This window comes from Herbaspirillum sp. NPDC101397 (assembly GCF_044767325.1).
Classification (GTDB): Bacteria; Pseudomonadota; Gammaproteobacteria; order Burkholderiales; family Burkholderiaceae_D; genus Herbaspirillum.
The window spans coordinates 239,257-265,368 of record NZ_JBIWNS010000008.1 but is presented as its reverse complement, the minus strand read 5'-3'; the positions used below and the strand labels follow the sequence as shown (position 1 = coordinate 265,368).

Genomic DNA, 26,112 nt, shown 5'->3' with positions numbered 1-26,112 from the left:
TCTCTTCTTTTACGTCCCCTGTCTCACCGCTTTTACCTCCATTGCGCTACTGAACACCAATAGCGGATCAACTTCAGCCACGGCTTGCTCATGCCCAGGCCGGCAAACTCACCCCAATTCATTCGCAAAAGCGCCAATCGCCCATACTCTTCCGGTTTCAGGCGCAATTCGCGAGTGCCAATAGCCTCGCGCGACCTCAGTAACTCCTAACTTCCGCGATCGAACAGGAAAATCCGCCTCTCGCAGTCAAGATTCGAATCAGCAACATCAGCATCTCCCGGCAACAAACGAGGCAATTATCGGCAGCTCCCTCAGACATTCCGTGATCTGACCCACACCTTCGTGCGTCAAGCCTAATCTCCACATCAAGTCTTCCCAAACAACCGATGACACCAATACTACGGGCGTAAAAAAACCGGCCATCGGCCGGTCCTTTTATTCGGGCTGTCAGCATCGACAGCCGTACAAACAATCAGAAGCGGTAAGCAGCTTTGAGAACCGCAAAGTTCACACCGCCGTTCGGCTGCTTGATGCCGCCGTTCGAAAAGTGTTGCAGCTTCAGGCCGACATCCAGACCGTTCGCAAACACATAACCAGTGCCGAGGTGATCGCCGAACTGGAATGCAGTCGACAGCTTCTTGGTGTCGTTGTTGTACAGCGAGGAGAACAGGTGAACGCCGATACCGGCTTCGCCGTAGAAACCCTTCTTGTCATCGCGTTGGAAACGGAACACCGGTGTGAAACCGATGTCGGTGAAGTTCTTGCTGGAGTCGGTATTGTTGTAACGCTTCTGGTGCCATTCAGCGACCGTCAGATCCCAGTAGCCGCCGATGTGGGTGCCATTCGATTGCCACCAGGCTGTGTTCTTCCAATCCCATTGTGCGCCCAGGCGCAGCATCTGAACCTTGGAGCCGGCGCCGGCTTCCACGGAGACGGAATCAACGGCGTAGCTGGAAGTTTGCAGGCCAATCAGGGCGACGGCTGCGACAGTGACTTTGAGGGCAAATTTTTTCATCGACATGGAGTTTTCGCTAGAGTAAATATTGTTGAATATCGAAATGGAATTGGTTGTGCTGAGAGTGAATAGCAACCGCAAACACTTGAAGCTATTTTCTCATAACAACTAGAAAAGAAAGCAAGTCTTGGAACAAGCGTGACCGTGATTGTCGCTGAAATTGAACAGCTTTGCTCGAGCGAGCTCGGAACGCCGTCATTTCATTGGCAAAAAGATAATGCAATTGAGCCGTGACGGCATCGGCGGGAGTCAAACGGTGAAAAGAAAATCGCTACGCGAGAGCAAATTCAGGATGCACGACGCCAGACACAACTCATCTCTGATACGCAAACTCTGGCAAGCCGGCGACATCCACCCGCACCGACAACACGCAGCCGGAATGCGGGTACTGCGCCAGCTCGGCTTCGCTGCGTCCATTCCTGCCGGTTGTGATGTAAAGCGTGCGCAAATCCTCGCCGCCAAAGGCGATCATCGTCGGGCAACGGGCTGGCACGCTGATCTCCTGCAAAATGTCGCCGGACGCAGAAAGCCGCAGTACGCGTCCACCTTCAAACATGGCGCACCAATAGGCGTTCTCGCTGTCGACTGCGGCGCCATCAGGACGGCCGCCGTAGTCCGGCGCTGTCTTGTCCGCATCGAATTGCTTGAACAGCCGCTTGTTGCTGGTCGTACCGCTGGCGAGATCGAAATCATAGGCGTCGATACGATGGGCAGGCGTGTTCGAATGGAACATCGTGCGCTTGTCGGTGCTGAACGCCACGCCGTTGGAGGTGGTCACCGAATGCGCCGCATCACGCAGTTTGCCGTGATCGAAGCAAAACAAGCTGCCGAGCTCCTGATCGCGCGGCTCATAGATCGTTCCGGCCCAGAAGCGTCCCATCGCATCGCAGCGGCCATCGTTGAAACGCAGCTTGCTGACGTCGTAAGGCGCTTCGAGCAATCGCACCAGGTCGCCGCTCTTGGTATCGAGGTGGAACAGGCCATCACGCAACGCCACCAGCAAGCCGCCGTTTGAATGGATAGCGATGCATCCGGGTTCTCCCGGCATCGGCCAGCTGCGATGCGCCTTGCTGCTCTCATGCAGACGATGCACCGCCCGGCCGGGAATGTCGATCCAGTACAGCGCACCTTCTCCAGCGTGCCATAAGGGGCATTCGCCAAGTTGCATGGGCTGCTCGAAAGCGATCTGGATTGGATGTGAGGACATAAGAATTGAATTCGCAGTTTCAGATAAACGAGAACTGCATTATGCCCATTCCAGCACGGTGAATAACGCCGCAGATATCGAAAACGAAAATAAAAAATGACACATCGAAAAGCGCATACCTGCCGCCAAAAACACCGCAGCCCCTGCGATCGAGGATCGGCAGGGGCTGCGAGAGCATCAGCGCGGTGATGTAGCAAACTACATCGCCGCGCCAATTTTTACATCGATCAGTTCGACCAGCCGCCGTCGATCATATGGATCGCGCCGGTAGTGAATGCCGATTCTTCCGAGGCCAGATACAGCGCCAGCGCCGCGACTTCTTCGGCCTTGCCGATGCGGCCCATCGGTTGACGTCCGACGAACGCCTGGCGCACTTCCGCTTCGCTCTTGCCGGTTTCCTTGGCTTGCGTGGTGATGCGCTGATTCAGCGACGGCGATTCAATGGTGCCCGGGCAGATGGCATTGCAACGCACGCCTTGCGCCACGAAATCGGCGGCAACCGATTTGGTCAGGCCGACCACGGCCGCCTTGCTGGCACCGTAGGCGAAGCGATTCGCCACGCCCTTGACGCTCGATGCTGCAGACGCGATGTTGACGATCGAGCCCGATTTTTTTGCCAGCATGCCCGGCAACACCGCACGGATGGTATGGAACATCGCCTTGGCGTTCAGGTTGAAAGAGAAATCCCAGGCCTTGTCGTCGCAATCCAGGATGTTGCCGGCGGCAACGTAGCCTGCGCAGTTGAACAGCACGTCGACCGCGCCGACCTTGGCCACCAGCGCCTTGATCGCGGCGTCGTCGGTCACGTCCAGCAGATGCGTTTCCACATTGGCGATGCCCGCCAGTTCATCCAGATGCTGCTTGCTGATGTCGGTCGCGATGACGCGCGCGCCTTCACGTGCAAACAGTTCGACCGAAGCGCGGCCGATGCCTTGCGCGGCGGCGGTGATCAACACGGTTTTGCCGGCCAGGCGTCCAGAGGATTGCGACATGGTATTTCCTTTAAATGAGTTTTCGTTGTGCGAGATTCTTGAGCAGCGCCGTCAGACCAAATGTCCACGGTGCGACCTTGTCGGTAAAGTTGACCTTGTTCACCAGCGCGCCCAGCTTCGGCGTCGCGATCGTGACCACGTCGGCGACCTGGTGGGTGAAACCCTGTCCCGGACCGAAGCGGTCCTGCGTCGGCGCGAACATGGTGCCGAGGAACAGCACCAGGCCGTCCGGATACTGGTGGTTCGGGCCGATGGCGTGTTCCACCAGATTCAGCGGATCGCGGCTGATCATCGACATCGAACTGCTGCCCTTGAGCGTAAAGCCTTCCGTACCGTCTACCCGCATTGTAAGTTCGGCACGGCGCACGTCGTCAATTGAAAAGTTTGCATCGAACAGACGAATGAAAGGCCCGACGGCACACGAAGCGTTGTTGTCCTTGGCTTTGCCCAGCAGCAGGGCGGAGCGGCCTTCGAAGTCGCGCAGGTTGACGTCGTTGCCGAGTGTCGCACCTAGCGTCGCGCCGCGGCTGTTCACCACCAGCACGATTTCCGGTTCGGGATTGTTCCAGACCGATTTAGGATGGATGCCGACTTCGTCGCCCAGGCCGACTGAAGACAGTGGCTGCGCCTTGGTGAAGATCTCGGCGTCGGGACCGATGCCGACTTCCAGGTACTGCGACCAGACGCCTTGCTCCAGCAGCACTTCCTTGAGTTTGGCGGCGCCGTCGGAACCCGGCACCACACTCGATAGGTTGTCGCCGATCACGGCGGTGATCGCCTTGCGCACCGATTCCGCCCTGCCGGCGTCGCCGCGCGCCTGTTCTTCGATCACGCGCTCGAGCATGCTGGCGACGAAAGTCACACCGCTGGCCTTGACCGCCTGCAGGTCGATCGGCGCCAGCAGCCATGGGCGCGACGTATCGCGCGTGGCAACATCGGCGTTGGCCAGCAGATCTTCCAGCGACGCCAGGCGCGGTGCCGTGGCTTGAGCTACTGCCGCGGCGGGATTGTCGAGCTCGAGCAGTTGGCTCGAGGTTGCTGCGACGGCGGTCAGGTCGTACACGCCGTCGGCCTGCACCTTGACCAGCACCGGGCCGACGCCCGGTTGCCAGATGCGGCCGACCAGCGTCGCTTGCTGGTGATCTTCAGGCAGATGCGCCTGCGTCGAGAATGCGTGTGTCATGCGTGCTCCAATTGAATGTCAGGGACGATGCTGAAATGCGAACGAGATGCTGAGAGATGAGAGATGCATCAAGACGCATGGTCGAGATTGCTTGAAGCATGTCGCAGCTCCTCAATGTAAAAACTGCCGCCGGCAAAAAAACGCCGGCGACAGCAAGGAGAAGAAACGATCAGGCGATCAGGTATAAACGCCGATATGCCAAGGCACGAATTCATCCTGGCCGTAGCCATGTAATTCGCTCTTGGTTTTTTTACCCGAAGCGGTGTCGAGGATCATCTGGAAGAATTTGGCGCCGATTTCCTGCGGCGTGGCCAGACCGTCGGCGATCTCGCCGCAGTTGATGTCCATGTCTTCTTCCTGACGTTGCCACAGCGCCGTGTTGGTCGCCAGTTTCAGCGAGGGCGATGGTGCGCAGCCATAGGCCGAACCGCGGCCGGTGGTGAAGCAGATCATGTTGGCGCCGCCGGCGACTTGCCCGGTTGCAGAGATAGGATCGTAGCCGGGCGTGTCCATGAAGACAAAACCCTTGGCCGTCACCGTCTCTGCATACTTGTAGACGTCCATCAGGTTGGAGGTGCCGCCCTTGGCGACGGCGCCCAGGGATTTTTCCAGGATGGTGGTCAGGCCGCCGGCCTTGTTGCCCGCCGATGGATTGTTGTTCATTTCGGCGCCGTTCTTGGCGCAGTATTCTTCCCACCACGCGATGCGCGCCAGCAGCTTTTCGCCGACTTCCGACGACACTGCGCGACGCGTCAGCAAGTGTTCCGCACCGTAGATTTCCGGCGTCTCCGACAGGATCGCCGTGCCGCCGTGCCTGACCAGCAAGTCGACAGCTGCGCCCAGCGCCGGATTGGCGGTAATGCCCGAATAACCATCCGAACCGCCGCATTGCAAGCCCAGCGTCAGGTGGCTGGCCGGAACCGGTTCGCGCTTGATGTCATTGGCCTTGGGCAGCATCTTCTTGATCTTCTCGATGCCGAGTGCGACCGTCTTGGCGGTGCCGCCGGTGCTCTGGATCGTGAAGGTATGGAAGTATTCGTTTTCTTTCAGGTTGTGCGCTTCCAGCAGGCCCGAGATCTGATTGGTTTCACAACCGAGGCCGACGATCAGGACAGCTGCAAAATTCGGATGCTTGGCGTAACCGGCCAGCGTGCGACGCAGCATTGCCAGCGGCTCGCCTTCCGAATCGACCGCGCAGCCGAGACCGTGGGTCAATGCGACGATGCCGTCGACGTTGGGGAAATCAGCCAGCGCTTCCGGATGAATGTCGCGGCGGAAGTAATCCGCAATTGCGCGCGCGGCAGTCGCCGAGCAGTTCACCGAGGTCAGCACGCCGATGTAATTGCGCGTGGCGACGCGGCCGTCGGCTCGCTTGATGCCCATGAAGGTCGCCGGCGTATCGACATAATCGACAGGCTTGAAATCGGCGCCGAAGGAGTGCTCGCGCGAAAACTCCGCCATGGCCAGATTGTGCGTGTGCACGTGCTGACCTGGCTCGATGGCTTGGCTGGCGGTGCCGATGATTTGTCCATAGCGTTTGATCGGCTGGCCGACGGCGATGGCGCGTGTCGCCATCTTGTGCCCGGCAGGGATCAGCGCCGCGACCCGCAGGCCGTTCTCTTCTTCGAGAATGGTGCCGGTGATCAGCTGGCGGCGCGCAATGACAACATCATCGACAGGATTCAATCGGATGACGGGAGAAATAGGTTTCATGATGATCTCGGTAAAAATCGGCAAATATCAGCAGCGTAGAGAATGTCCTGCAGGCTGGCCGGCGTACGTTGCTGCGTGACGCCGGCCGCAGTATGCATGTTGCTGCTCACGTGATGCGTGCTTACTTCGCTGCAAACTGCGCCAGGTCAGGCATCGGTGTGCCGACCCATTGCTGATAGATCTGACCGAGGCGACCGTTCTTGGTGTTGGTGTCGACCCAGGCGTTCAGCCATTTTTGCAGTTCAGGTTCGTTTTGGCGGATGCCGATGGCGTAAGGGATGTCCTTGATCGCGAACTTGGTTTCCAGGCCCTTGGATGGATTCTGGCGAGCGATCGCTGCAGCCAGTGCATTCGGTGTGCACAGACCGTCAACCTGGCCCGATACAACGGCGGCGGTCACGGTCGCATCATCGTCAAAGCGCACGATGGTGGCGCCCTTTGGCGCCAGCGGTGTCAGCAGGGAATCCTGCATGTTGCCGCGCACGACGGCGATACGCTTGCCGTTCAGGTCGGCCAGGCTCTTGATGGCGGTGCCTTTCGGTGCGGCGACGACGAATTGCGAGGCGCCGTACGGATGCGTGAAGGTGATGACCTTGGCGCGCTCAGGGGTGATGCTGAAAGTGGCGATGACCATGTCGGCCTTGCCGGTCATCAGGAAAGGCACGCGATTCGGACCGGTGACTTGCACGATTTCCAGTTCCACACCCAGATCCTTGGCCAGCGCGCGTGCTGTTTCCACGTCCGAACCTTGTGGTTCCAGCTTGGCATTGGTCATGCCGAACGGCGGCGCACCGAGGTCGACGGCGATCAGCACTTTCTTGCGCGCCTTGATGTCGGCCAGCGTGTCGGCGTGGACAACCTGGGCGAAGCAGGCCAGGCCGAGCATGACGGCTGCGGCTTTTTTTGTGAAGCTGGATAAAGTTTTCATGTTGTCTCCTGAGGTATCGATTTTGACTGCAAAGTGGTGAAGAAAATTTTACAAATTACAACTCGCTGCTGACGAACTTCGCCAGTTCAGCGGTCTTGGGATTGGTGAACAGCTCGTCCGGAGGTCCCATTTCCCAGACTTTTCCCTGATGCATGAACACCAGCACGTCAGCCAGTTTGCGCGCGAACGCCATTTCATGCGTGACCAGCACCATGGTCATGCCCTGTTTGGACAAGTCTTCCATGACCTTCAATACTTCGCCGGTCAGTTCCGGATCGAGCGCCGACGTCACTTCGTCGAACAGCATCAGTTCCGGCGCCATCGCCAGCGAACGGGCAATCGCCACGCGCTGCGCCTGGCCGCCGGAGAGTTGCTCCGGATAGGCTTCCTTCTTTGCTTCCAAGCCGACCAGCGTCAGCACATTGTGCGCGATTTTTTTCGCTTCTGCTGTCGCCATCTTTTTGATGGTGGTCAGCGCCAGCGTGATGTTGCGCTCCACGGTCACGTGCGGGAACAGGTTGTAGCTCTGGAACACGATGCCGACCTGCTTGCGCAGCTCGCGCAGGTTGAGCTTGTCCGGATGATGGATGTCATGGCCGCACACGTTGATGTCGCCGGAGTCGATGCGTTCGAGCCCGTTGAGGCAACGCAGCAAGGTGCTCTTGCCCGATCCGCTGCGGCCGATGATCGCAACCATCTGGCCCTTCTGCACATCCAGCGAGACGCCGTTCAACACCTTGTTCGTGCCGAAGCTCTTGTGCAGATTGTTGATGCTAACGATTGCTGACATTCAATTTCCTTTCAAAGTGCTTGCTCAGCGCCGACAGCGGATAGCAGAGACAAAAATAAATCAGGGCCACGCAGCCGAACACGGTGAACGGCTGGAAAGTCGAGTTGTTGATGATCTGGCCGGCGCGCGACAGGTCGACGAAACCGATCACCGATGCCAGCGAGGTGTTCTTGACGATCTGCACCATGAAGCCGACGGTCGGCGGGATGGCAATCTTGAACGCCTGCGGCAGGATCACTTTCTGCAATTGTTCGAAGCGGTTGAAGCCCAGGCATTCGGATGCTTCCCACTGCGTCTTCGGCACCGCCTGGATGCAGCCGCGCCAGATTTCGCCGAGGAAGGCCGCGCAATACACCGCAAACGAAATCCCGGCGGCCACCAGCGGCGACAGCTTGAAGCCGGCAATCGCCAGGCCGAAATAGGCCACGAACAGGATCACCAGCAGCGGGATGCCCTGGACGATCTGGATGTACCAGCTGGCGATGGCGCGCAGCGTCTTGTTGGGCGACACGCGCCACAGCGCGATCACGAAGCCGGCCGCGCCGCCGAAGACGAACGCCACCAGCGACAGGACCACGGTCCAGACCGCCGCCTGCAGCAGGTACTCGACGTGTAAAAAGGTAAATGAGGTCACGTGGTCTCCTTACAGATTGGTGCCGAGTTTGCGCTTGCGCACAAACGCGGTCTTCCCGACCAGCCAGAATGCGGCGCGGAACAGGAAGGACAAGGCCAGGTAGGCAACGGCGATCACCACATACACTTCAAAGCTGCGGAAGGTCTCCGACTGCACCAGGTTGGCGGTGGCGGTCAGTTCTTCGGCAGAGATCTGCGAGGTGATGCTCGATGCCAGCATCAGCAGGATGAACTGGCTGGTCAGCGACGGATAGACGCGTTCCACCGCAGGCAACAACACCACATGCCAGTAGACATGGAACTTGGACATGCCCAGGCATTCGGCCGCTTCGATCTGGCCGGGGTGGATGGAGTTGATGCCGGCGCGCATGATCTCTGCGGTGTAGGCGCCGACGTTGACGGTCAGCGCGATCACGGCGGCGGTTTCCGCAGTCAGGCGCAAGCCGATGCTCGCCAGGCCGAAATAGACCAGGAACACCTGCACCAGCAGCGGCGTATTGCGAATGATCTCGACATAGGTCTTGACCAGCGCTTGCAGCAGCCAGCTCTTGCTCTTGAAGGCGATGGCGCACAGCGTGCCGACCACAAAGCCCAATACGATGGAGAGCGCGGATAACTGTACCGTCAGCCAGGCGCCTTCGAGCAGACGGGGCCAGTTGACGAACACGCTCATGAAATCAAAGGTGTAATGCATGAAGTCTCCAGAAGTCTTCGGGACGGCGGCTGATTCCGGGAAGCCGCAGAGTCCGGTGGCGAATCAGGCAGCGATCCAAGGCATGGATGGAAGGACAGATGGAACAGGGAATGCGGACGTCCTCATGACGCACGTCGGATGGAAGTGTGTTGGCATTGCTGGGTCTCCTTGCTGAGGCCTGGCCGGACCGGGAGGTCCGCTACGCAGGACAGTTCATTATTGATGCGCTGCGGATCGGTGTCCGGTCCGGTGAGCGTATCGGCAATCGCCTCTTGATGGGCGCTTTTCTTTCGGTAACGACTACATTCCTGAAACTTGTCAAATAAAAATCAAAGTACTTTGATGCCGTCGATGGCAATGCGCGATTGTTCGCGCACAATGCCGTTGACCAGCGGCTCACCGAAATCCGGCAGGCTGATTTCAAACGTGTCGCCCAGTTGGGTACGTACGCCGTCGGCAAACGACAGCGTCGCGGTGCCGAAGAAGTGGACGTGGATGTCGCCCGGACGCAGGAACTGGTTGTACTTGAAGTGGTGGTACTCCAGGTTCTCGATGGCGTGGCACATATTGTCCTGGCCGGAGAGAAATTCCTTCTCCCAGATCACGCGGCCGTCGCGGCGGATGCGGCTCATGCCGACCAGATTGGCGGGCAGTTCGCCGACCAGCAGCTCGGGGCCGAAGGAGCAATAGCGCAACTTCGAATGCGCCAGGTACAGGTAATTCTTGCGCTCCACCACGTGATCGGAAAATTCGTTGCCGATGGCGAAACCGAGGCGATGCGGCTGGCCGTCTTCACCAATGATGTACAGGCCGGTCAGCTCGGGCTCTTCACCGGCGTCTTCGGCAAACTCAGGCATCGGGAAGGCTGCGCCCGGATTGACCACGATATCGCCGTCGCCCTTGTAGAACCATTCCGGCTGTGCGCCGACCTTGCCGCGACCGGGACGACCGCCGTCCAGGCCCCACTTGAACATGCGCATGGTGTCGGTCATGGCGCTTTCGTCGTCGTCCAGCTTCTGGTGCATCTTGTCGCGCGTGGAGGCGCTGCCCAGATGGGTCAGGCCGGTGCCGGACACCAGGCAATGCGCAGGGTCTGCATGGTCCAGCGGCGCCAGGATACGGTTTTCCTTCAGGATGGCGGCGTAATCTTCCGAGGTATTGCTGTTGAGCAGTTGCGCCTGGCGCTCCAGCGAATTGCCTTCGGCAATCGCCAGCAGGGCCAGCTCATGCATGGTGCTGACTTGGGAAACCACGTTGATGGCTTTGCCGCACACGATGCCGACCTTGCGGTCGCCCTGGCGGTCTTCGAATTGAATCAGTCTCACGTTGTCTCCGATGTTGATGTGGAGACATCCGGCGATGGCGCCGCGCGCATCGGATGCTGTGGCGCAGCATGGGCGCCGGCAGGTCGAATCAACCGCGCGCCGCTGCAATGTGCAGTCGCGCTCAGATTAATTTCGCCAATGTCTCCATGAAATTATTCACATCCGCTCGAGTATGGATGCGTTAGCATTATGTTTTTGCTGGACAAAATATAAGAGGCTTCCACAACGATGTCTAATGACCTTAATTCATCGGGTGATAACCAACTGCAGGCAACCCAGGAAACGCCTGCGGTTTTGCCCTCGGTGAGCGCGATCGTCAGCCGCCTGCGCTTCAAGCAAGTGGCCTTGCTGACGGCGCTCGACGAGCAGGGTTCGCTGCACAAGGCCGCCGAAGTCATGCACATGACGCAACCGGCCGCCACCAAGGCGCTGCATGAAATGGAGTCGGCGCTGGGCGTCACGCTGTTTGACCGTTCGACGCGCGGCATCGAAGCCACCGAGCTGGGCCGCTGCGTGATCCGCTATGCGCGCCTGATCCAGAGCGACATCAGCAATCTGCGCGACGAGTTGCAGGGCATGCTGACCGGGCAGGGCGGCAGATTGTCGATCGGTACCATCATGGGCGCCGCGCCGCTGGTGACGCGCGCCTTGACGCGCTTGCGCGAGGTGCAGCCGGAAGTGTCAATCGAAATCACCGAAGACACCAGCGCCCGTCAGCTGCTGCTGCTGGACCAGGGCCGCATCGACCTGATGGTGGGACGTTCGTCGGTGAGTTCACAGCCGCAGCTGTACAACTATGAAATGCTGCGCGGTGAACCGATGTGCATCGTCACCGGCCTCGACCACCCATTGGCGACCGCGCAAAAGGTGCGCCTGCAGGAATTGTCGACGTCGTCGTGGATCCTGTACTCAAGCAATATGCCGATGCGCATCTGGATCGAGCACGAATTCAAGCTCGAGGGAATGAAGGTGCCGGCCAATGTTATCGAAACGGCATCGCCCTTCGTCACCGTCACCTTGTTGGCGCAATCGAACATGGTCGCGGTGATGCCGCTGGATATCGCCCACTTCTTCGCGGCCAAGCAGATGCTGTGCATCCTGCCCGTGCATCTGAAGACCCGCATCGAGCACTATGGTATCGTGACCCGCAAAAACGCCACCCTGTCGTCGATCGGGAAGATGTTCATCAATATCCTGCGCCAGCAAAACTGAACGGTTGCCAGCGCCCATTTTCCATCGCAGCATCTCCTCGAGAATCCATGAAGTCTGTCTTCACATCTTCACTGCCGTCCCCCCTGCGCCTGGCCATGTTGGCCGCCGTGGTCGCTGTCCTCGCCGCTTGCGCCAACACGCAAAAAGTACATGATCCGGTCGCCAAGCAGGTCAAGCTGGATCAGGCGCTCGCGCTGTTCTCGACCAATCCGGCGCAAGGCCTGCCGAAGGAGTGGGACCCGCTGATTTTCATGCGCAAGAAGAAGGCCACTGAATACAGCCTGATCAAGGACGGCGATCGCACCGTGTTGCGCGCCTTCGCCGACAGGGCCTCGTCGGGCCTGCGCCATGAGGTCAATATCGATCCGGTCAAGCAACCGTGGCTGACCTGGAGCTGGAAGACTTCGGCACTGATCAAGACCGCCGACAATCGTTTCCGCGACACCGAAGATTCGCCGGTGCGCATCGTGCTGGCCTTCGACGGCGACAAGAGCAAGCTGTCCTTCATGGACACCATCCTGTTCGACACCGCCAAGCTGGTGTCGGGACATGACTTTCCCTATGCAACGCTGATGTACATCTGGGAAAACAAGGCGCCCAAGGAAACCGTCATCGCCAACACGCGCACCGGCCGCATCCAGATGCTGGTGGCCGAAAGTGGCGCCGCCAATGTCGGGCAGTGGGTCAGCTACCAGCGCAACATCGTTGACGACTACGTGAAGGTGTACGGCGAACAGCCGGGACGGCTGATCGGCGTCGGCGTACTCACCGACACCGACAACACTGAAGAAAAAGTGGAGGCGTGGTACGGCGACATTCGCCTGTTGCGCCAGGCCACGGTGGCCGGACAGACGCCGTCACCGCAACAATGAATTAACGCACCGCCAGCAGCGCGAGCAAGGCCAGCAAGGCCGGCAATCCTTGTACATACAGGATCGAGCGCTTGGCGGTAACGCCGCCGTAGATGCCCGCCACCAGCACGCACGCGACGAAAAACAGCTTGATCGCACCGTCGCCGGAGATCAGTCCCCACGCCAGGCCGGCTGCGAGGAAACCGTTGTAGAGGCCCTGGTTGGCGGCCAGCACCCTGGACGCCTCGGCCGCTTCGCGCGACTGGCGGAAAGTCTTCAGCCCCAGCGGCTTGGTCCACAGGAACATCTCCAACACCAGTATCCAGACGTGCAGCACGGCGATCAGCGCCACCAGAATGTCGGCGAGCAGTTTCATTGTTTCTCCTTGTTATGATTTGTCTCGTGATCATGCCTGAAACAACAGTTCATGAACATAGTGCGTGAATCGCGGTTGCAGGCATCGCGCGAAAGCCGCTACAATGGCGCCGGGCCTGACAGGAGGCCCGGTCTCGCGAAAGCTGACGCACCTGTTCATTGTTACGCGCACCTTCCTTTTCGGATATGCCCTGACGTTGAAACCTTGATATGACCGGAGCGAGAACGGTCGATATGAAAGGAACGTTATGTGGTCTACCTCCCATCCCCTGTTCAAACAACTCCGTAATGTTGCCGGCGAACCCTGCAACAGCGAATTCCTGCGTCGCCATGCGCGCCGGCTGGTGCGCGACGGTCGCGCCGACCAGCCCAGCAAAGCCTTGCCGGTGCTGCGCCGGGTGATCGACGCCGGCCTCATGCCGGAGCTCGCCGTCACCGACTTGTACAACGTGCGCGAAACCCTGCAGCTGAAACACATCCTGCATACGCTGGCGCGCGAACTCGGTTTCGCCAGCTGGGACGTTTGCAAGCAGGACATCGACCGCTGCGACACCACCGCACTGGATCGCTATCGCTTCGAGCAAGGCCAGTTCGGCGACTTCGAGCAGAACTGGTTTCCCGACGAACCAACCGCGCGCGCCTGGCAGCAGGAGAACGGCGGTTACATCGTCAACTATGGCAGACAGGCTGTAGCGATTCTTGCAAAGTAAGCGGGCAATAAAAAACGGCGGCGCCAAGAAGGCCCGCCGTTTTTTTGCATCAACAAGATTTTATTGCGGCTTCAGGAATGCCTCCGCCAGACGCACCCAATAGGTCGCGCCGAGCGGCAGCAAATCATCGTTGAAGTCGTAGCTAGGATTGTGCAGGTTGCACGGACCGAGGCCGTGGCCGCTGTCGCGATGGCCGCCTTCGCCGTTGCCGATGAAGACATAGCAACCGGGTTTGTGCTGCAGCATGAAGGCAAAATCTTCCGCCCCCATGGTCGGTTCGACCGTGGCGTTGACATTCTCGGCGCCGACGATGCCTTGCAGGACATCCACTGCGAATGCGGTTTCCTTGGCGTGATTGATCAGCGGTGGATAGTTGCGCTGGAAGTTGAAATCAACTTCGGCATCGAAGGCTGCCGCCGTATGTTCGGCGATCTCCTGCATGCGGCGCTCGATCAGGTCCAGCACCGGCGCGCTGAAGGTGCGCACGGTGCCGATCAGGCTGGCGTTGTCGGGGATGACATTAGTGGCGCTGCCGGCATGGATCTGGGTGATCGACAAGACGGCCGGATCGTTGGGATTGGCATTGCGCGAGACGATGGTCTGCCAGCTCTGCGCAATCTGCACCGCCGTCATGACCGGGTCGATGGACTTGTGCGGCTGCGCCGCGTGCGAACCCTTGCCCTTGACGATCACTTCGAACTCATTGCTCGACGCCATCATCGGTCCCGGCGTGACGCCGAAGGTGCCGACCTTCATGCCCGGCCAGTTGTGCATGCCGAACACCGCATCCATCGGATATTTTTCAAACAGGCCGTCCTGAATCATACGCTCGGCGCCGCGGCCGCCTTCTTCGGCCGGCTGGAAAATCACATACACGGTGCCAACGAAATCACGGTGTTGCGACAAGTGATGCGCCGCGCCCAGCAGCATGGCGGTGTGGCCGTCGTGACCACAGGCGTGCATCTTGCCGGCATTTTTGGACGCATGCGGGAAGGTGTTCAGCTCCGGCATCGGCAATGCATCCATGTCAGCGCGCAAGCCGATCGCACGCGGACCGTCGCCGCCCTTGATGATGCCGACCACGCCGGTGACGCCCATGCCACGTACCACCGGGATGCCCCATTCGGTCAGCTTTTGCGCGACGACGTCGGAGGTACGTACTTCTTCATAACTCAGTTCGGGGTGAGCGTGGATGTCGCGCCGGATTTTTTGCAATTCGGCGTGGAATTTGGTGATGGGATCGATGAGTTTCATAGTGCTTACCTTGCTGCTGTGTTGTCATTTCGACACTGATGTTAATGATTGCGACGGCAAGTCTTTTGTCGCGGTCTCGTCTATATTACTCCCAGGCTTGAGCGGCTTCCATAAATGTAGTTGCTTCTCTTGCATGTTTTCTGCACCATTCGCTTTTCGCAGTTTGTTCATTCACCAGCCAACCGCCAATGCTTGTTTTCATAATCCGCCGCTGCGTCCAGAGCCTTGCCGTGTTATTGCTGATGTCGCTGCTGGTGTTCGTCAGCGTCTACGCCATCGGCAACCCCATCGATATCCTCATCAGCGCCGACGCCGACCAGATCGAGCGCGCGCGCGTGATCGCCGCCTTCGGACTGGACCAGCCGTTGTGGGTGCAATATTTTTATTTCATCAAGAATGCCCTGGCCGGCGACATGGGACGTTCCTTCGTCTACGCCATGCCGGCACTGGGCCTGATCCTGGAGCGCCTGCCGGCGACGTTGGAACTGGCAGTGTCCGCCATCCTGATTGCCATTGTGATCGGACTGCCGCTGGGATTATGGGCGGGTTTGCGGCCGAAGAGTGTTGCCGGCAAGACCATCATGACGGTGTCGATCTTCGGTTTTTCACTGCCGACCTTCTGGGTCGGGCTGATGCTGATCATGGTGTTCGCGGTCGAGCTGGGCTGGCTGCCGACCGGCGGACGCGGTCAGACGGCGCTGCTGTTCGGCGTCCCGCTCGGCTTCCTGACCTGGGACGGGCTTAAGCATTTGCTGATGCCGGCGCTCAACCTGTCGCTGTTCAACATCGCGCTGATCATCCGCCTCACGCGCGCCGGCACCCAAGAAGCGCTGCTGCAGGATTACATCAAGTTCGCCCGCGCCAAGGGACTGCGCAACAGTCGCATCATCGGCGTGCACGTGCTCAAGAACATCCTGATTCCGATCGTCACCGTGGTGGCGCTGCAGTTCGGCTCCATCATTGCGTTCTCGATCGTGACCGAATCCATCTTCGCCTGGCCCGGCGTCGGCAAGCTGCTGATCGATTCCATCCGCGTGCTCGACCGGCCCGTGATCGTCGCCTTCCTGTCGCTGATCGTGGTCATCTTCATCCTCATTAATCTGTGTGTCGACCTGCTGTATTCGCTGCTCGATCCGCGTGTACGCCTGTCGGAAGCGAAGGGCTGACATGGTTTCGAAATTAATCCGGAAAATCACCCAGGCCGACACGCCCTTCACGCGTTTCCTGCAAGGCTATTTCGCCAGCCGCATCGCTACCTTCGGCTTTGCATTGCTGCTGCTGATCTTGCTGGCGGCTTTGTTCGCGCCGCTGGTCGCGCCGCAGAATCCTTACGACCTCGAACATCTCGACGTCATGGATTCGCGCCTGGAACCGGGCAAGACCGCCATGGAAAGCGATCTTACCTACCTGCTCGGCACCGACGACCAGGGTCGCGACATGCTGTCGGCGATCCTCTACGGCTTGCGCATTTCCGTCATGGTCGGCGTCACCAGCACCGTGATTGCGCTGGCCATCGGCCTGTCGCTCGGTTTGCTGGCCGGCTATGCGGGCGGCCGCATCGAGGCGCTGATCATGCGTGTGGCCGACATCCAGCTGGCGTTTCCACCGATCCTGGTGGCGCTGATTTTGCTGGCCTTGACCGGTCGCGGCGTCGACAAGATCATCATTGCGCTAGTCACCGTGCAGTGGGCGTATTACGCGCGCACCACGCGCAGCACGGCGCTGGTGGAGCGCAAGAAGGAATACATCGAAGCCGCGCGCCTGCTCGGCCTGTCGCCGCTGCGCATCATGTTCCGCCATCTGTTGCCGAACTGCCTGCCGCCGCTGATCGTGATCGCGGCGCTGCAAGTGGCGTCGGCGATTTCGCTGGAAGCGACGCTGTCCTTCCTCGGGCTCGGCCTGCCGGTGACGGAACCGTCACTGGGGCTGCTGATCTCCAACGGTTTTCAATACCTGATGTCGGGAAAATACTGGATCAGCTTCTTCCCCGGCGTAGCGCTGCTGGCGACGGTGGTGGCGATCAACCTGGTCGCCGACCAGTTGCGCGACGTGCTCAATCCACGCCTGCAAGGGCAGTAGAAAGACAATGCGATGACCGCCACCTTGCAAGTAGAAAACCTGCAGACGCATTTCCTCTCGCGCGGCGGTATCGCGCGCGCGGTGGATGATGTTTCCTTCACTGTCGGGCCGGGGCAGGTCATGGGACTGGTCGGCGAATCCGGTTCCGGCAAATCGATGACCGGTTATTCCATCATGGGCCTGATCGACGAGCCGGGCAAAGTGGCCGGCGGCCGCATCCTGCTCAACGGCCGCGACCTGCGCAGCCTGCCCGCCGAAGAAATGCGCCGCATCCGCGGCAACCGCATCGCGATGATTTTCCAGGATCCGATGATGACGCTCAATCCGGTGCTGCGCATCGACACGCAGATGGTCGAAGCCGTGCGCGCGCATCAGGACGTCAGCAAGGAGGCAGCGCTGGCAATGGCGCGCGACGCGCTGGTGCGGGTTGGTATCGCCGCGCCGGACGAACGCCTGAACGCCTATCCGCATCAGTTCTCGGGCGGCATGCGCCAGCGCGTCGCCATCGCGATTGCGCTGCTCAACAAGCCCGACCTGATCATTTGCGACGAGCCGACCACGGCGCTCGACGTCACCATCCAGGGCCAGATCCTGTTCGAGATGCAGAAGCTGTGCCGCGAATCCGGTACGGCGCTGATCTGGATCACCCATGATCTTTCCGTGGTCGCCGGATTGGCCGACACCGTCAGCGTGATGTACGCCGGCCGCATCGTTGAAAGCGGCGACGTCGCCCGGGTGCTGACCCATCCACGCCATCCTTACACCCATGGCCTGATCGCCTCGGCGCCGTCGCGCAATCCGCGCGGCCAGGCCTTGAGCCAGATTCCCGGCAGCACGCCGTCGCTTCTGAAATTGCCCGCCGGCTGCGCCTTCCGCGACCGCTGCGCGCACGCCACCAGCGAATGTACGCAGACGCCGGAGACGCGCATCGTCGACGGCCGCGCCTTACGCTGCTTCCATCCGATGGCCGATGCGCCCGCAGGGAGCATCGCATGAACCAGGAACACGACAACATGCCGCCATTGCTGGAACTGCGCCACGTTTTCAAACGCTTCGTCAAACCGCTCGACAGCGCGGCGAAGACCTCCAACCTGATTACACGGCCGTTCGGTAAAGTCCTCCACGAAGAAGTCGTGCACGCAGTCGATGACGTCAGCCTGCACATCCACGCCGGCGAAGTGGTCGGCCTGGTCGGTGAGTCGGGATGCGGAAAATCGACGCTGGGCCGCATGGCGGTAGGCCTGCATGGCCTGACCGAAGGGCAGCGCCTGTGGCAAGGGGAAGATCTCGACGCGCTGTCGCCGCAACAACGGCGCGAGCGCCAGCTGGCGATCCAGATGATTTTCCAGGATCCCTACGCCTCGCTCAATCCGCGCCTGCGCGTGGTCGACATCGTCGGCGAAGCGCCGGTCGTACACGGAATCACCGGCAAGCGCGAGCAGCAGGACTATGTTGCCGACCTGCTGCAGCGCGTGGGATTGAGCGGCGACATGCTGCGCCGTTTTCCGCATCAGTTTTCCGGCGGTCAGCGCGCCCGTGTCGGCATCGCGCGTGCGCTCGCGGTCAAGCCGAAATTCCTGGTCTGCGACGAGGCAGTGGCGGCCCTTGACGTATCCATACAGGCGCAGGTGCTCAATCTGTTCATCAAGCTGCGCGACGAGCTCGACCTGACCTATCTGTTCATCAGCCACGACCTCGGCGTGGTGCGGCATATCTCCGACCGCGTGCTGATCATGTATCTGGGACGCATCGTCGAATCGGCGCCGACCGACGCCGTCTTCGCGCGCGCCAACCATCCCTACACGCAAGCGCTGCTGGCCTCGGCGCCAAAGCTGGAAGTCGGCAAGGCGACTTACTTCGCCGTCAAGGGCGAAATCCCGTCGCCGCTGAATCCACCTTCGGGATGCCACTTCCATCCGCGCTGCCCGCATGCGATGCCGCGCTGCTCGGTGGAAAAGCCATTGTTGCGGGAAATCGCGCCGGGGCACATGTCGGCTTGCCATCTGAACGACGCGCAGTAAAAAACGCCGGCGATCATGCCGGCGTTTTGAGACAAATCAAACGGAAACTCCTTTATTTCTCTCATTTCATTTTTTTAAGCAGTGGGATATTCATTTGCACGTAATTAACCAGCATTCCTACACACGTATCTAGTTCTTCGCTGGCAGTATTTATTACGTACTGCGGATTTTCTGGCGGCTCGTAGGGTGCACCAATTCCTGTGAAATTCAATAAATCCCCTGATCTCGCCTTTTTATATAGACCTTTGGGATCTCTCGCTTCGCACGTTGTTAAATCCGCTGCTATATATATTTCATGAAAAGGCTGACAGCAGCGTCCACGTGCTTGCAATCTGTCTTCGAAGTAGGGGGAGATGAATGCTGCAATACAAATTAAGCCGGCATCTGCGAAAAGATTTGCGACTTCGCTACCTCGCCGGATATTCTCAGCACGGTCTATTTGAGTAAACCCCAAGTCAGAATTCAAACCTTCACGAAGATTGTCCCCGTCCAGCACGTAGCATTGATAACCTAAGGGAATTAGTGCGCTTGCCAAAGCCTTGGACAAGGTAGATTTCCCGGATCCTGAAAGTCCAGTCAACCACAATACTGCACCTTCATGTCTGCGCGAGTACGTCTGACTCGCGGAACTCAATGGCTGAGTTCTAAAAAAAGTCTCTTTTTTCATTAGAAAAATAAAAAATGAATCCTTTTTGATCTCTACAAACACTCTCTACAGGGATCGGAAATAAGGGCATTAAATGTCTATTAAGATCGTTTTTTCAATGAGGTACGAGATCGGCCCTTGTTTGATAACGATTTTTCAGACCGGATCGGATTCGAACAGCGCAAAGTTCTTTTTCTCAATTAAGGAAAAAACATATCGGTCCACAATCTTTCCGTTTTTAATAAAACTGCTTTTCAGAGTCCCTTCCTTTGTAAATCCGCATTTTTCAAGAACTCTCACAGAAGCAGAAGTCCAATGAAAAACGGTTGTTTCAATACGCACCAATTTAATCGTATCAAACACGTAAGTGACAATATTTTTAACCGCGTAGGAAGCAATTCCTTTTCCCCAATATTCCTCTCCTAGCCAGTAAGCGAGGCCGGTGGAATGAAATGCTGCACCTGTTCGAATGCTTAATCCTATGCCGCCCACGAGGTGGCCATCTAATTCAATTGCCCAGGAATGAGTCTCTGAACACAACATCATTTTTTTAACAAAGTTAGACGCGTCTTGATGAGTATAGGGACTTGGAAATCGATCTGCCATATTGGCCGAGATTTTCAAATTGTTTGCAACTCCAGGAAGTTGCTTGATGTGCTTATCGTCCCAGCGGACGAAGGTTACTCTCTCATCTATAGGAAGGTCTTCGTTTCTCATGGTCGGTGCCTCTCATTCAAAAATCATAAGGGTTCGTGTAAATGTCTCTAAATCGATTGGAGAGTCCCTCGTGAGTTTTGGCGACAATATCGTGAAGCGAGGAGGTAGTACGGATATTCCAATCGGCTTTGTCAAATGACGATATGCGATTAAGGGCCATTTTCCCGGACGAGTTTGTGTCAGCAATCGTGGTCCGAGACTGGGTATTGGCGTAACTATGAGTGAGTACTTCTACGTCAAAGTCGCCTTGTACGCCAAATTTGTTAAGCTGTTCTCTAAGGCTCGTTAAAGCCGAGACTGGGGACGCACAAAAGCCGTCATAGCCGATATATATGGATTGGTCGTCGCTAAAATCCAATATATGGTTATTTAAATCGCGCCATAGGTAGGCTCGCTCTAGATCAGATGGTCCTGTCCATGGATAATTTTGTGACCAGGATCGACGCAGGCTTTGAATCACGCCTGAATAATGTCTCAGCATAAAAACAAATAAAGCATTGGGATAAACCAAACGTAGCTTCTTCAAGATACGAACATTCCAAGGTGTGGACTCGCACAGAATGTTATTTTCACCGTGCGATGTCCTGATTCTTTCTGCGAAATCCATGGCGTGTTTTATTAGTGACGCTCTGTATGAATCTTTGAAGGGGGTTGGTATCCTGGAAAAGGCTTCGTGAGCGACTTGGATTGAAAAATATGCACTGGCTAATTCACCCGTGTAAATTACCTTGGGTAGGGTCCCGAGAAGGTTCCCAATCAAAGTGTTACCGGAACGTGGACAGCCACAGACGAAAATAGTGTCTATCAATGGATACCTCCAATTGAGAATGGTGGTTGACGACTAATTGTGTAGGTTCTGCGCAAAACTAGAATGAGAGATAGTCCAGATATCACGAGATAGCCGACGAATAGAGTAGTGGTTCGTGTTGAGGATTCCGGCAAAAGGTGAGCTATGGAAAAAGTCCAAGGAACACGCAGGCCTATCGACGTGAAAATCGCAAACTTTTTGATATAAGCAGTATCTCCCCCAGACCGTAATACGGCACGTGAAAGAAATGCCGTGGCAGCCCCTGAAAATACCATCACGGAACATAGAAGTGTCACGCTGAAGGGAATAGTGATTTCCTGATTGTTTGATGCAGAAAATAGAAAAATACCCATCACTGTCACCGAAGAAAAAAAAGCCACCATCAGTGCGTAAAGAATCGTTGTGTTGATTATTTTTTTTAAGATGTCTTTTTTCTCTTGCATTGCCCGAGCGACTTCAACTGCCGCGGCAGATGCAAAGCCAAGAGAAGCACCTTGGATGCAGGCGCTCGACGAATAGTAAAGTGCCATTGTGGCCAAAAAAAGAAGATCTTTAGAGAAGATTGCGAATAACAAGTAGTCGGCAATATTCACGGAAAGATTTGCAATAAGAAGATTGCCTGCATCCCGAAGAAAGTTTTTTGCATCCTTAAAAAAGAAAAGAGTCTTCTTAAACCTAGGGAGGATATTTTTAATAGATGTCGTATGAGTATTAAAAAAATAGACCGTCAGTGCGAAGAAAAATATTTCTGTCAGTGCCGCGCTAAGGCCTAAGAAAATGAGATCTTTAAAGATGTAGTAGGAGGAAGCAGCGGCCACGAAGCCAATACAAACTGCAATAAACGAACTATAAAAAACCTCTTTCCCTTTTTTTGATGCGACTAGACCTAGATAAAACGGGTTGGCAATGGTTATTAGAGCGTATGAAACTCCCATGCACCTACAGTAAAAAATATTTTTCTCATAGGTATTACCGTCACTCACAGGCGCAACTAAAAATGGCGCGAATATTACAAAAATCACAAAACAGAGAAACGCTGCGATTGCAGAAAACATGAGTAGAGTTTTGAACGAAGATAAGTACTGCTCTTGATTTTCTGGGCGACCACCTAGGCGATTGAGGCGAATGCTGCCGGCGGCGTTGATTGCAATGACCAATGATCCATACACAAAATACGATCGCGTTACATATCCTGTAACCGACAATGCTGACGCACTGATCATTCCCGCCAAGATCGTATGGAATAGTCCTTGGGTGGACCCTACTAAATTTGAAAGGACAAGCGGTATTGATGCGCGAAAATACTCAAAGAAAGAAAGAGCATCTTTATTCATCTTTTCGAAAGGATGAACGTTATGCATAGTTGTTTTTTGAAAAGGCTTTTAGTTTCGGGGGAATCATCCACATGTTTAAATGCGCCGATCGTTCTCCTGTGGGGACTGGCTGATGAATTGTGTTTCTAGGCAGATATAAGATTTCGCCAGGGTGAAGATTGTATTCAGCAATAGGGGGAGTTAGGGCTGCGAATTCTTTAACTTCAGATGTATATAGGCTAGGTGCTGAAAGAGACGGAAGGTCTTCAATAATTGAAGGCCATATTTTCCATTTTTTTTCTCCGTTCACTTGAATGATAAATGCATCGTGCGCATCGAAATGCGCATCTAAAGCGAATTGATTTTTGGCGGAGAGAAATAAGCAGGTCTGAAAAATTACTGGGTAAAGATCTTGGGACAGATAGCGCGTTATAGATTCAATTTCCGGATCGTATTTTTCAAGTCGCTTGATATAGATAGTAGTTTCTTCTTTTTCATAGAGATGTGTTATCGCGTCTATCGAAAGAAGGCCGTTTTTCATGTAGGAATGAGGTTGGCAATATCGTCCCTCTCTTAAAATTGAGAAGTCGTCAAGTTCCATTCCGTGATTGATTAGGTCGATGACATATTCAAATTTTAAGTAGTTGAAAATTTGCTTTGTGAGATGGCTATGAGTTAAGGCAGAGTATTCTTGCCAATAAGTGGTAAAGAATTTTTCTTTATCTAGGCCAAAAAATTCTTCAAATTTAATTTTCGAGTCGCGCATTTTCATATTCCAGTGCGATGTCTATTTGACCTATGAAAGAGTCCAAGTAAAGATACAGTTCTTCAATCACAAACAAGCTCGGAGCGGAGTACGCATTCTCAAATGCGGAGATCACGTCGACAGGAAAAACCTGAAATGTGTTCTTGTTTTTTGTTAAATTTCGATATCCTCCAAAGAACCGTCCATTTACCGCATACAAGATATGAACAAAAGCGGAAAACAAGATATTGAGCATTTCAAAGTACGTGAACTGGTCCTCTCTGATTAAGAATTTTCTGAAGTCGTAGCGTTTGATAAATGGGCGATTGTTTTCATAGATTTTTATCGTGTGAGCGTATTGAAATTCGAGGCACAAAAGAACCTCCCTCAACTCGAACGATTGATATAGGTAGTAACCATCTTTTAAATTAAATAACGTATCTTGTATGGAGGAAGAACTATCTTTTCGTTCGTTAAAGATTGCGATAGCAGCTTTTAACTCGGATAGGGGTAGATAACGAATGTCTAGCCTGTTTTTCTCAGGAAATTCAATCTCTTCTCGGTAGCCTATGGCAGATCTTTCTTTTTTTTGGATTTCTGTTTTTAATTCAGGATATTTTTTGTCACAGAAAATAAATGAGATATCCGTATCTGAATATGCGTCACAAGAGTTCTTTATTAGAGAGCCCCCGATAAAAACGCCAGACCAAGATATCGTTTGGGACGTATCGACGATTGACTGAAAATATTTACATGCATTTTCTATGCGTTCCAAATTACCGTTTTTTTCTCCAATCGTTTTCCATTGAGAATTATCGGTTTTTAGATATTTTGATTTTTGTTCTTGCAAAGAAAGTAAGCTAAATGGAACTACGCAAGTATTTGCGCCACGACGAATAGTGTTGACCTTAATGAGTCTGATTGACATAAGCCAAGCCGCAGAAATGTTTTCTTTTGTTGGGGCTATCCCAACTCCGATTATTGGGTCGATTTTTTAGCGAACATGAAAAGGTTCGCTGTCACAACCGCCTGCCATACCATTTTTGAAAATTTCATTATTTTCTAAAATTATTTTCGCGATTTCGTGTTGAGGAGGCCCGTCATACGGGGCGCTATTGATACGATTTGCCAAGTCTGAAAATACGGCTGATTGAACAACGCTAGAATTTGCTTTCATGCTATTTCCTTTCAAATGTGGAAAAACAGAAACCTACGGCTGGCAGTTGAATCTATTATTCTTATTTCCATTGCGTCAACAATGTCTTAGGCAATAGAGGCGTGTTCCCGTATAACTTTTGGAAGTCGATAAAAGAAAAAGTCGCCAACTATCTTTTGGCGTGCGTGAAAGACACGTATAGGTCAGTTGTGTGGAGGATGATCCTAACGTGACGTATTCTTTACGACGCACAATAAAAAACGCCGGCGATCATGCCGGCGTTTTTTTCAAGCGTCAGCGCATCACGACGCCAGTTTTTTCACCAGCTTCAAAATGAATTCGCGGCTATCGTACAGACGCGGAATCTCCACACGCTCATCCAGTCCGTGTGTGCGCAGGTCGGCCGGGTCGAAGAACAAGCCGGACACGCCGTACATCGGAATCCCCGCATTGCGTGCGAAGCGGCTGTCGGTTGCGCCCGTGCTCATGAACGGAATCACCGGCACGCCCGGCCACATTTCGCCGGTCAATGCTTCGATGGTCGAGAACATCTCGCCCTGCAGCGGCGACACCGGGCTGCGGGTCGGCTTGGCGAACTGGCGCATGGTGATCTTGTCGTTGGCGCCGTTGTTGGTGATCACTTGCTTCAGCTGCGCCTCGACCTTGTCCGGATCATCGAACGGCAGCATGCGGCAATTGACCACGGCCTTGGCCGATTGTGGCAGGGCGTTTTCGGCGTGGCCGGCGTTGACCATGGTGGCGGTACAGGTGGTGCGCAGTTGCGCGTTGTACAGCGGCGTCTTCGAAAGACGCTCGATGACGGCGGCATCGGTGCTGCCGTTGCCGACCGCGCGCATGTCGTCTGCCAGCTGGCCGGACATCAGCGGTGCAGTGCGGCTGAAGTAGGTCTTGGTGACTTCGGCCAGCATCACCGGGAAGCGATAGGCGCCGAGACGCGCGAGCGCCTCCGACATGGCATAGATCGGATTGGTGGTGGTCGGCAGCGAGCTGTGGCCGCCGACGTCGCGCAGTTCGAATTCATAGGTGGTGTACAGCTTTTCCGCGATCTGCACGCGGTGCAGGTTGGGCTTGCCGTTGCGCAGTTCGCCGCCGCCGCCTTCGTTGATGCCGAATTCGGCTTTCAGCAATTCGGGTTTGTTCTTGAGCAGCCACATGGCGCCGTTGCTTTCGACGTCGCCGCGCTCTTCATCTGCGGTCAGCGCCATGATGATGTCGCGCTGCGGCTTGAAGCCCTCTTGCTTCAGCTGGCTCAGCACAGAGACGAAGGAGGACGCCATCGCCTTGTCGTCGATGGAGCCGCGGGCGGTGAAGTAACCGCCGGTTTCCTGCAGCTTGAAGGGATCGGTTTTCCAGTCTTCGCGCTTGGCTTCGACCACGTCGATGTGCGCCATCAGCAGCATCGGTTTCTTAGTGCCCGTGCCTTTCCAGCGCAGCACCAGATTGCCCTTGCGCGGGAAGGGTTCGATGATCTGCATTTCATCCTTGCTGAAGCCGGCCTTGAGCAGGACGTCCTGCATCGCCTGCGCCGCCTGCGTGGTGCTGCCGACGGAATGGGTGGTGTTGATCTCCACCAGTTCCTTGTAAATCGCGTGGAAGCTTTGTTGTTGCGGCGTCAAGGGTTGGGTGGTCTGGGCGAAGACGCTGGAGCAGGCGAGAGCGGCTGCAGCACAGGCAATGCTGCGCAGAGCGGGAAAGCGGAAGTGCATGGCAAGTCTCCTGAGGGA

Annotated in this window: 27 protein-coding genes; 7 read left to right on the top strand and 20 right to left on the bottom strand. The window is 56.0% G+C overall.

Going from position 1 to position 26,112, the window contains the following annotated elements; translation table 11 throughout:
* Nucleotides 1–472: 472 nt before the first annotated feature.
* The 10 genes from ACIROW_RS20420 to araD1 form a co-directional block, all read right to left on the bottom strand.
* Nucleotides 473–1,021, bottom strand: coding sequence for an acyloxyacyl hydrolase (locus tag ACIROW_RS20420; protein WP_402278332.1), 549 nt, complete (start codon nt 1,019–1,021; stop codon nt 473–475).
* A 307-nt stretch (nt 1,022–1,328) separates the two neighbouring features.
* Nucleotides 1,329–2,222 carry an SMP-30/gluconolactonase/LRE family protein gene (locus tag ACIROW_RS20415; RefSeq protein ID WP_402278330.1) on the bottom strand — a complete coding sequence of 298 codons (894 nt, stop codon included), beginning with the start codon at nt 2,220–2,222 and terminating at the stop codon, nt 1,329–1,331.
* 227 nt (nt 2,223–2,449) lie between these two features.
* Nucleotides 2,450–3,214: an SDR family oxidoreductase gene (locus ACIROW_RS20410; protein ID WP_016832898.1), complete on the bottom strand. Its 765-nt coding sequence runs from the start codon at nt 3,212–3,214 to the stop codon at nt 2,450–2,452.
* A 10-nt stretch (nt 3,215–3,224) separates the two neighbouring features.
* Nucleotides 3,225–4,397 (bottom strand): fumarylacetoacetate hydrolase family protein, encoded by a 1,173-nt coding sequence (locus tag ACIROW_RS20405; protein WP_402278328.1) that lies wholly within the window; start codon nt 4,395–4,397, stop codon nt 3,225–3,227.
* Between the two features lie 177 nt (nt 4,398–4,574).
* Nucleotides 4,575–6,110: a UxaA family hydrolase gene (locus ACIROW_RS20400; protein ID WP_402278326.1), complete on the bottom strand. Its 1,536-nt coding sequence runs from the start codon at nt 6,108–6,110 to the stop codon at nt 4,575–4,577.
* Between the two features lie 121 nt (nt 6,111–6,231).
* Nucleotides 6,232–7,038, bottom strand: coding sequence for a transporter substrate-binding domain-containing protein (locus ACIROW_RS20395; protein ID WP_402278324.1), 807 nt, complete (start codon nt 7,036–7,038; stop codon nt 6,232–6,234).
* Between the two features lie 55 nt (nt 7,039–7,093).
* Nucleotides 7,094–7,828, bottom strand: a complete 735-nt coding sequence (locus tag ACIROW_RS20390; RefSeq protein ID WP_016832902.1) for an amino acid ABC transporter ATP-binding protein — start codon at nt 7,826–7,828, stop codon at nt 7,094–7,096.
* A complete protein-coding gene (locus ACIROW_RS20385) occupies nt 7,812–8,462 on the bottom strand; it encodes an amino acid ABC transporter permease (RefSeq protein ID WP_402278322.1) in 651 nt (216 codons plus the stop codon). Before ACIROW_RS20385 ends, ACIROW_RS20390 begins: the two co-directional genes overlap by 17 nt.
* 9 nt (nt 8,463–8,471) lie before the next feature.
* Nucleotides 8,472–9,155 carry an amino acid ABC transporter permease gene (locus ACIROW_RS20380; RefSeq protein WP_053195114.1) on the bottom strand — a complete coding sequence of 228 codons (684 nt, stop codon included), beginning with the start codon at nt 9,153–9,155 and terminating at the stop codon, nt 8,472–8,474.
* A 329-nt stretch (nt 9,156–9,484) separates the two neighbouring features.
* A complete protein-coding gene (gene araD1 / locus ACIROW_RS20375) occupies nt 9,485–10,480 on the bottom strand; it encodes an AraD1 family protein (protein ID WP_402278320.1) in 996 nt (331 codons plus the stop codon).
* A gap of 228 nt (nt 10,481–10,708) precedes the next feature.
* Between araD1 and ACIROW_RS20370 the strand changes: the two genes are divergently transcribed.
* Nucleotides 10,709–11,692: a LysR family transcriptional regulator gene (locus ACIROW_RS20370; protein ID WP_402278318.1), complete on the top strand. Its 984-nt coding sequence runs from the start codon at nt 10,709–10,711 to the stop codon at nt 11,690–11,692.
* A gap of 47 nt (nt 11,693–11,739) precedes the next feature.
* Nucleotides 11,740–12,564: a DUF3047 domain-containing protein gene (locus ACIROW_RS20365; protein WP_402278316.1), complete on the top strand. Its 825-nt coding sequence runs from the start codon at nt 11,740–11,742 to the stop codon at nt 12,562–12,564.
* A gap of 1 nt (nt 12,565) precedes the next feature.
* Here the strand turns inward: ACIROW_RS20365 and ACIROW_RS20360 are convergent, their stop codons facing one another.
* Nucleotides 12,566–12,919, bottom strand: a complete 354-nt coding sequence (locus ACIROW_RS20360) for a DUF1304 domain-containing protein (RefSeq protein ID WP_402278314.1) — start codon at nt 12,917–12,919, stop codon at nt 12,566–12,568.
* A gap of 247 nt (nt 12,920–13,166) precedes the next feature.
* Between ACIROW_RS20360 and ACIROW_RS20355 the strand changes: the two genes are divergently transcribed.
* Nucleotides 13,167–13,628, top strand: a complete 462-nt coding sequence (locus tag ACIROW_RS20355) for a hypothetical protein (protein ID WP_402278312.1) — start codon at nt 13,167–13,169, stop codon at nt 13,626–13,628.
* Nucleotides 13,629–13,688: 60 nt separating this feature from the next.
* On the opposite strand, the gene ACIROW_RS20350 is transcribed toward ACIROW_RS20355, so the two are convergent.
* Entirely contained in the window at nt 13,689–14,882 is a 1,194-nt protein-coding gene (locus tag ACIROW_RS20350; protein WP_402278310.1) for a M20 aminoacylase family protein, read from the bottom strand.
* A gap of 188 nt (nt 14,883–15,070) precedes the next feature.
* Here ACIROW_RS20350 and ACIROW_RS20345 point away from each other — a divergent pair, with 188 nt between their 5' ends.
* From ACIROW_RS20345 to ACIROW_RS20330, 4 genes are read left to right on the top strand one after another with little or no spacing between them, the layout of a single operon-like run.
* Entirely contained in the window at nt 15,071–16,048 is a 978-nt protein-coding gene (locus ACIROW_RS20345; protein WP_402278308.1) for an ABC transporter permease, read from the top strand.
* Nucleotide 16,049: 1 nt separating this feature from the next.
* Nucleotides 16,050–16,961 (top strand): ABC transporter permease, encoded by a 912-nt coding sequence (locus ACIROW_RS20340; RefSeq protein WP_402278306.1) that lies wholly within the window; start codon nt 16,050–16,052, stop codon nt 16,959–16,961.
* 12 nt (nt 16,962–16,973) lie between these two features.
* Nucleotides 16,974–17,957 carry an ABC transporter ATP-binding protein gene (locus tag ACIROW_RS20335; RefSeq protein ID WP_402278304.1) on the top strand — a complete coding sequence of 328 codons (984 nt, stop codon included), beginning with the start codon at nt 16,974–16,976 and terminating at the stop codon, nt 17,955–17,957.
* Nucleotides 17,954–18,982, top strand: a complete 1,029-nt coding sequence (locus tag ACIROW_RS20330) for an ABC transporter ATP-binding protein (protein ID WP_402278302.1) — start codon at nt 17,954–17,956, stop codon at nt 18,980–18,982. The genes ACIROW_RS20335 and ACIROW_RS20330 overlap by 4 nt, the downstream gene beginning before the upstream one ends.
* Nucleotides 18,983–19,043: 61 nt before the next feature.
* On the opposite strand, the gene cysC is transcribed toward ACIROW_RS20330, so the two are convergent.
* The 8 genes from cysC to ACIROW_RS20290 all read right to left on the bottom strand — a co-directional run bounded on the left by cysC (nt 19,044) and on the right by ACIROW_RS20290 (nt 26,094).
* Entirely contained in the window at nt 19,044–19,649 is a 606-nt protein-coding gene (gene cysC, locus ACIROW_RS20325) for an adenylyl-sulfate kinase (RefSeq protein ID WP_402278339.1), read from the bottom strand.
* A 135-nt stretch (nt 19,650–19,784) separates the two neighbouring features.
* The gene (locus ACIROW_RS20320; RefSeq protein WP_402278300.1) at nt 19,785–20,345 is read right to left on the bottom strand and encodes a GNAT family N-acetyltransferase; all 561 of its coding nucleotides are present in this window, start codon (nt 20,343–20,345) and stop codon (nt 19,785–19,787) included.
* A 16-nt stretch (nt 20,346–20,361) separates the two neighbouring features.
* Nucleotides 20,362–21,153: a sulfotransferase family protein gene (locus ACIROW_RS20315; protein WP_402278298.1), complete on the bottom strand. Its 792-nt coding sequence runs from the start codon at nt 21,151–21,153 to the stop codon at nt 20,362–20,364.
* Nucleotides 21,150–22,514 carry an MATE family efflux transporter gene (locus ACIROW_RS20310; protein ID WP_402278297.1) on the bottom strand — a complete coding sequence of 455 codons (1,365 nt, stop codon included), beginning with the start codon at nt 22,512–22,514 and terminating at the stop codon, nt 21,150–21,152. Before ACIROW_RS20310 ends, ACIROW_RS20315 begins: the two co-directional genes overlap by 4 nt.
* Nucleotides 22,507–23,232: a JmjC domain-containing protein gene (locus ACIROW_RS20305; protein WP_402278295.1), complete on the bottom strand. Its 726-nt coding sequence runs from the start codon at nt 23,230–23,232 to the stop codon at nt 22,507–22,509. Before ACIROW_RS20305 ends, ACIROW_RS20310 begins: the two co-directional genes overlap by 8 nt.
* Complete coding sequence (locus tag ACIROW_RS20300) at nt 23,213–24,139, bottom strand: hypothetical protein (RefSeq protein ID WP_402278293.1); 927 nt, start codon at nt 24,137–24,139, stop codon at nt 23,213–23,215. Before ACIROW_RS20300 ends, ACIROW_RS20305 begins: the two co-directional genes overlap by 20 nt.
* 66 nt (nt 24,140–24,205) lie before the next feature.
* Nucleotides 24,206–24,388: a hypothetical protein gene (locus tag ACIROW_RS20295; RefSeq protein ID WP_402278291.1), complete on the bottom strand. Its 183-nt coding sequence runs from the start codon at nt 24,386–24,388 to the stop codon at nt 24,206–24,208.
* 281 nt (nt 24,389–24,669) lie between these two features.
* Nucleotides 24,670–26,094 (bottom strand): M20/M25/M40 family metallo-hydrolase, encoded by a 1,425-nt coding sequence (locus ACIROW_RS20290; protein ID WP_402278290.1) that lies wholly within the window; start codon nt 26,092–26,094, stop codon nt 24,670–24,672.
* Between the last annotated feature and the right edge of the window lie 18 nt (nt 26,095–26,112).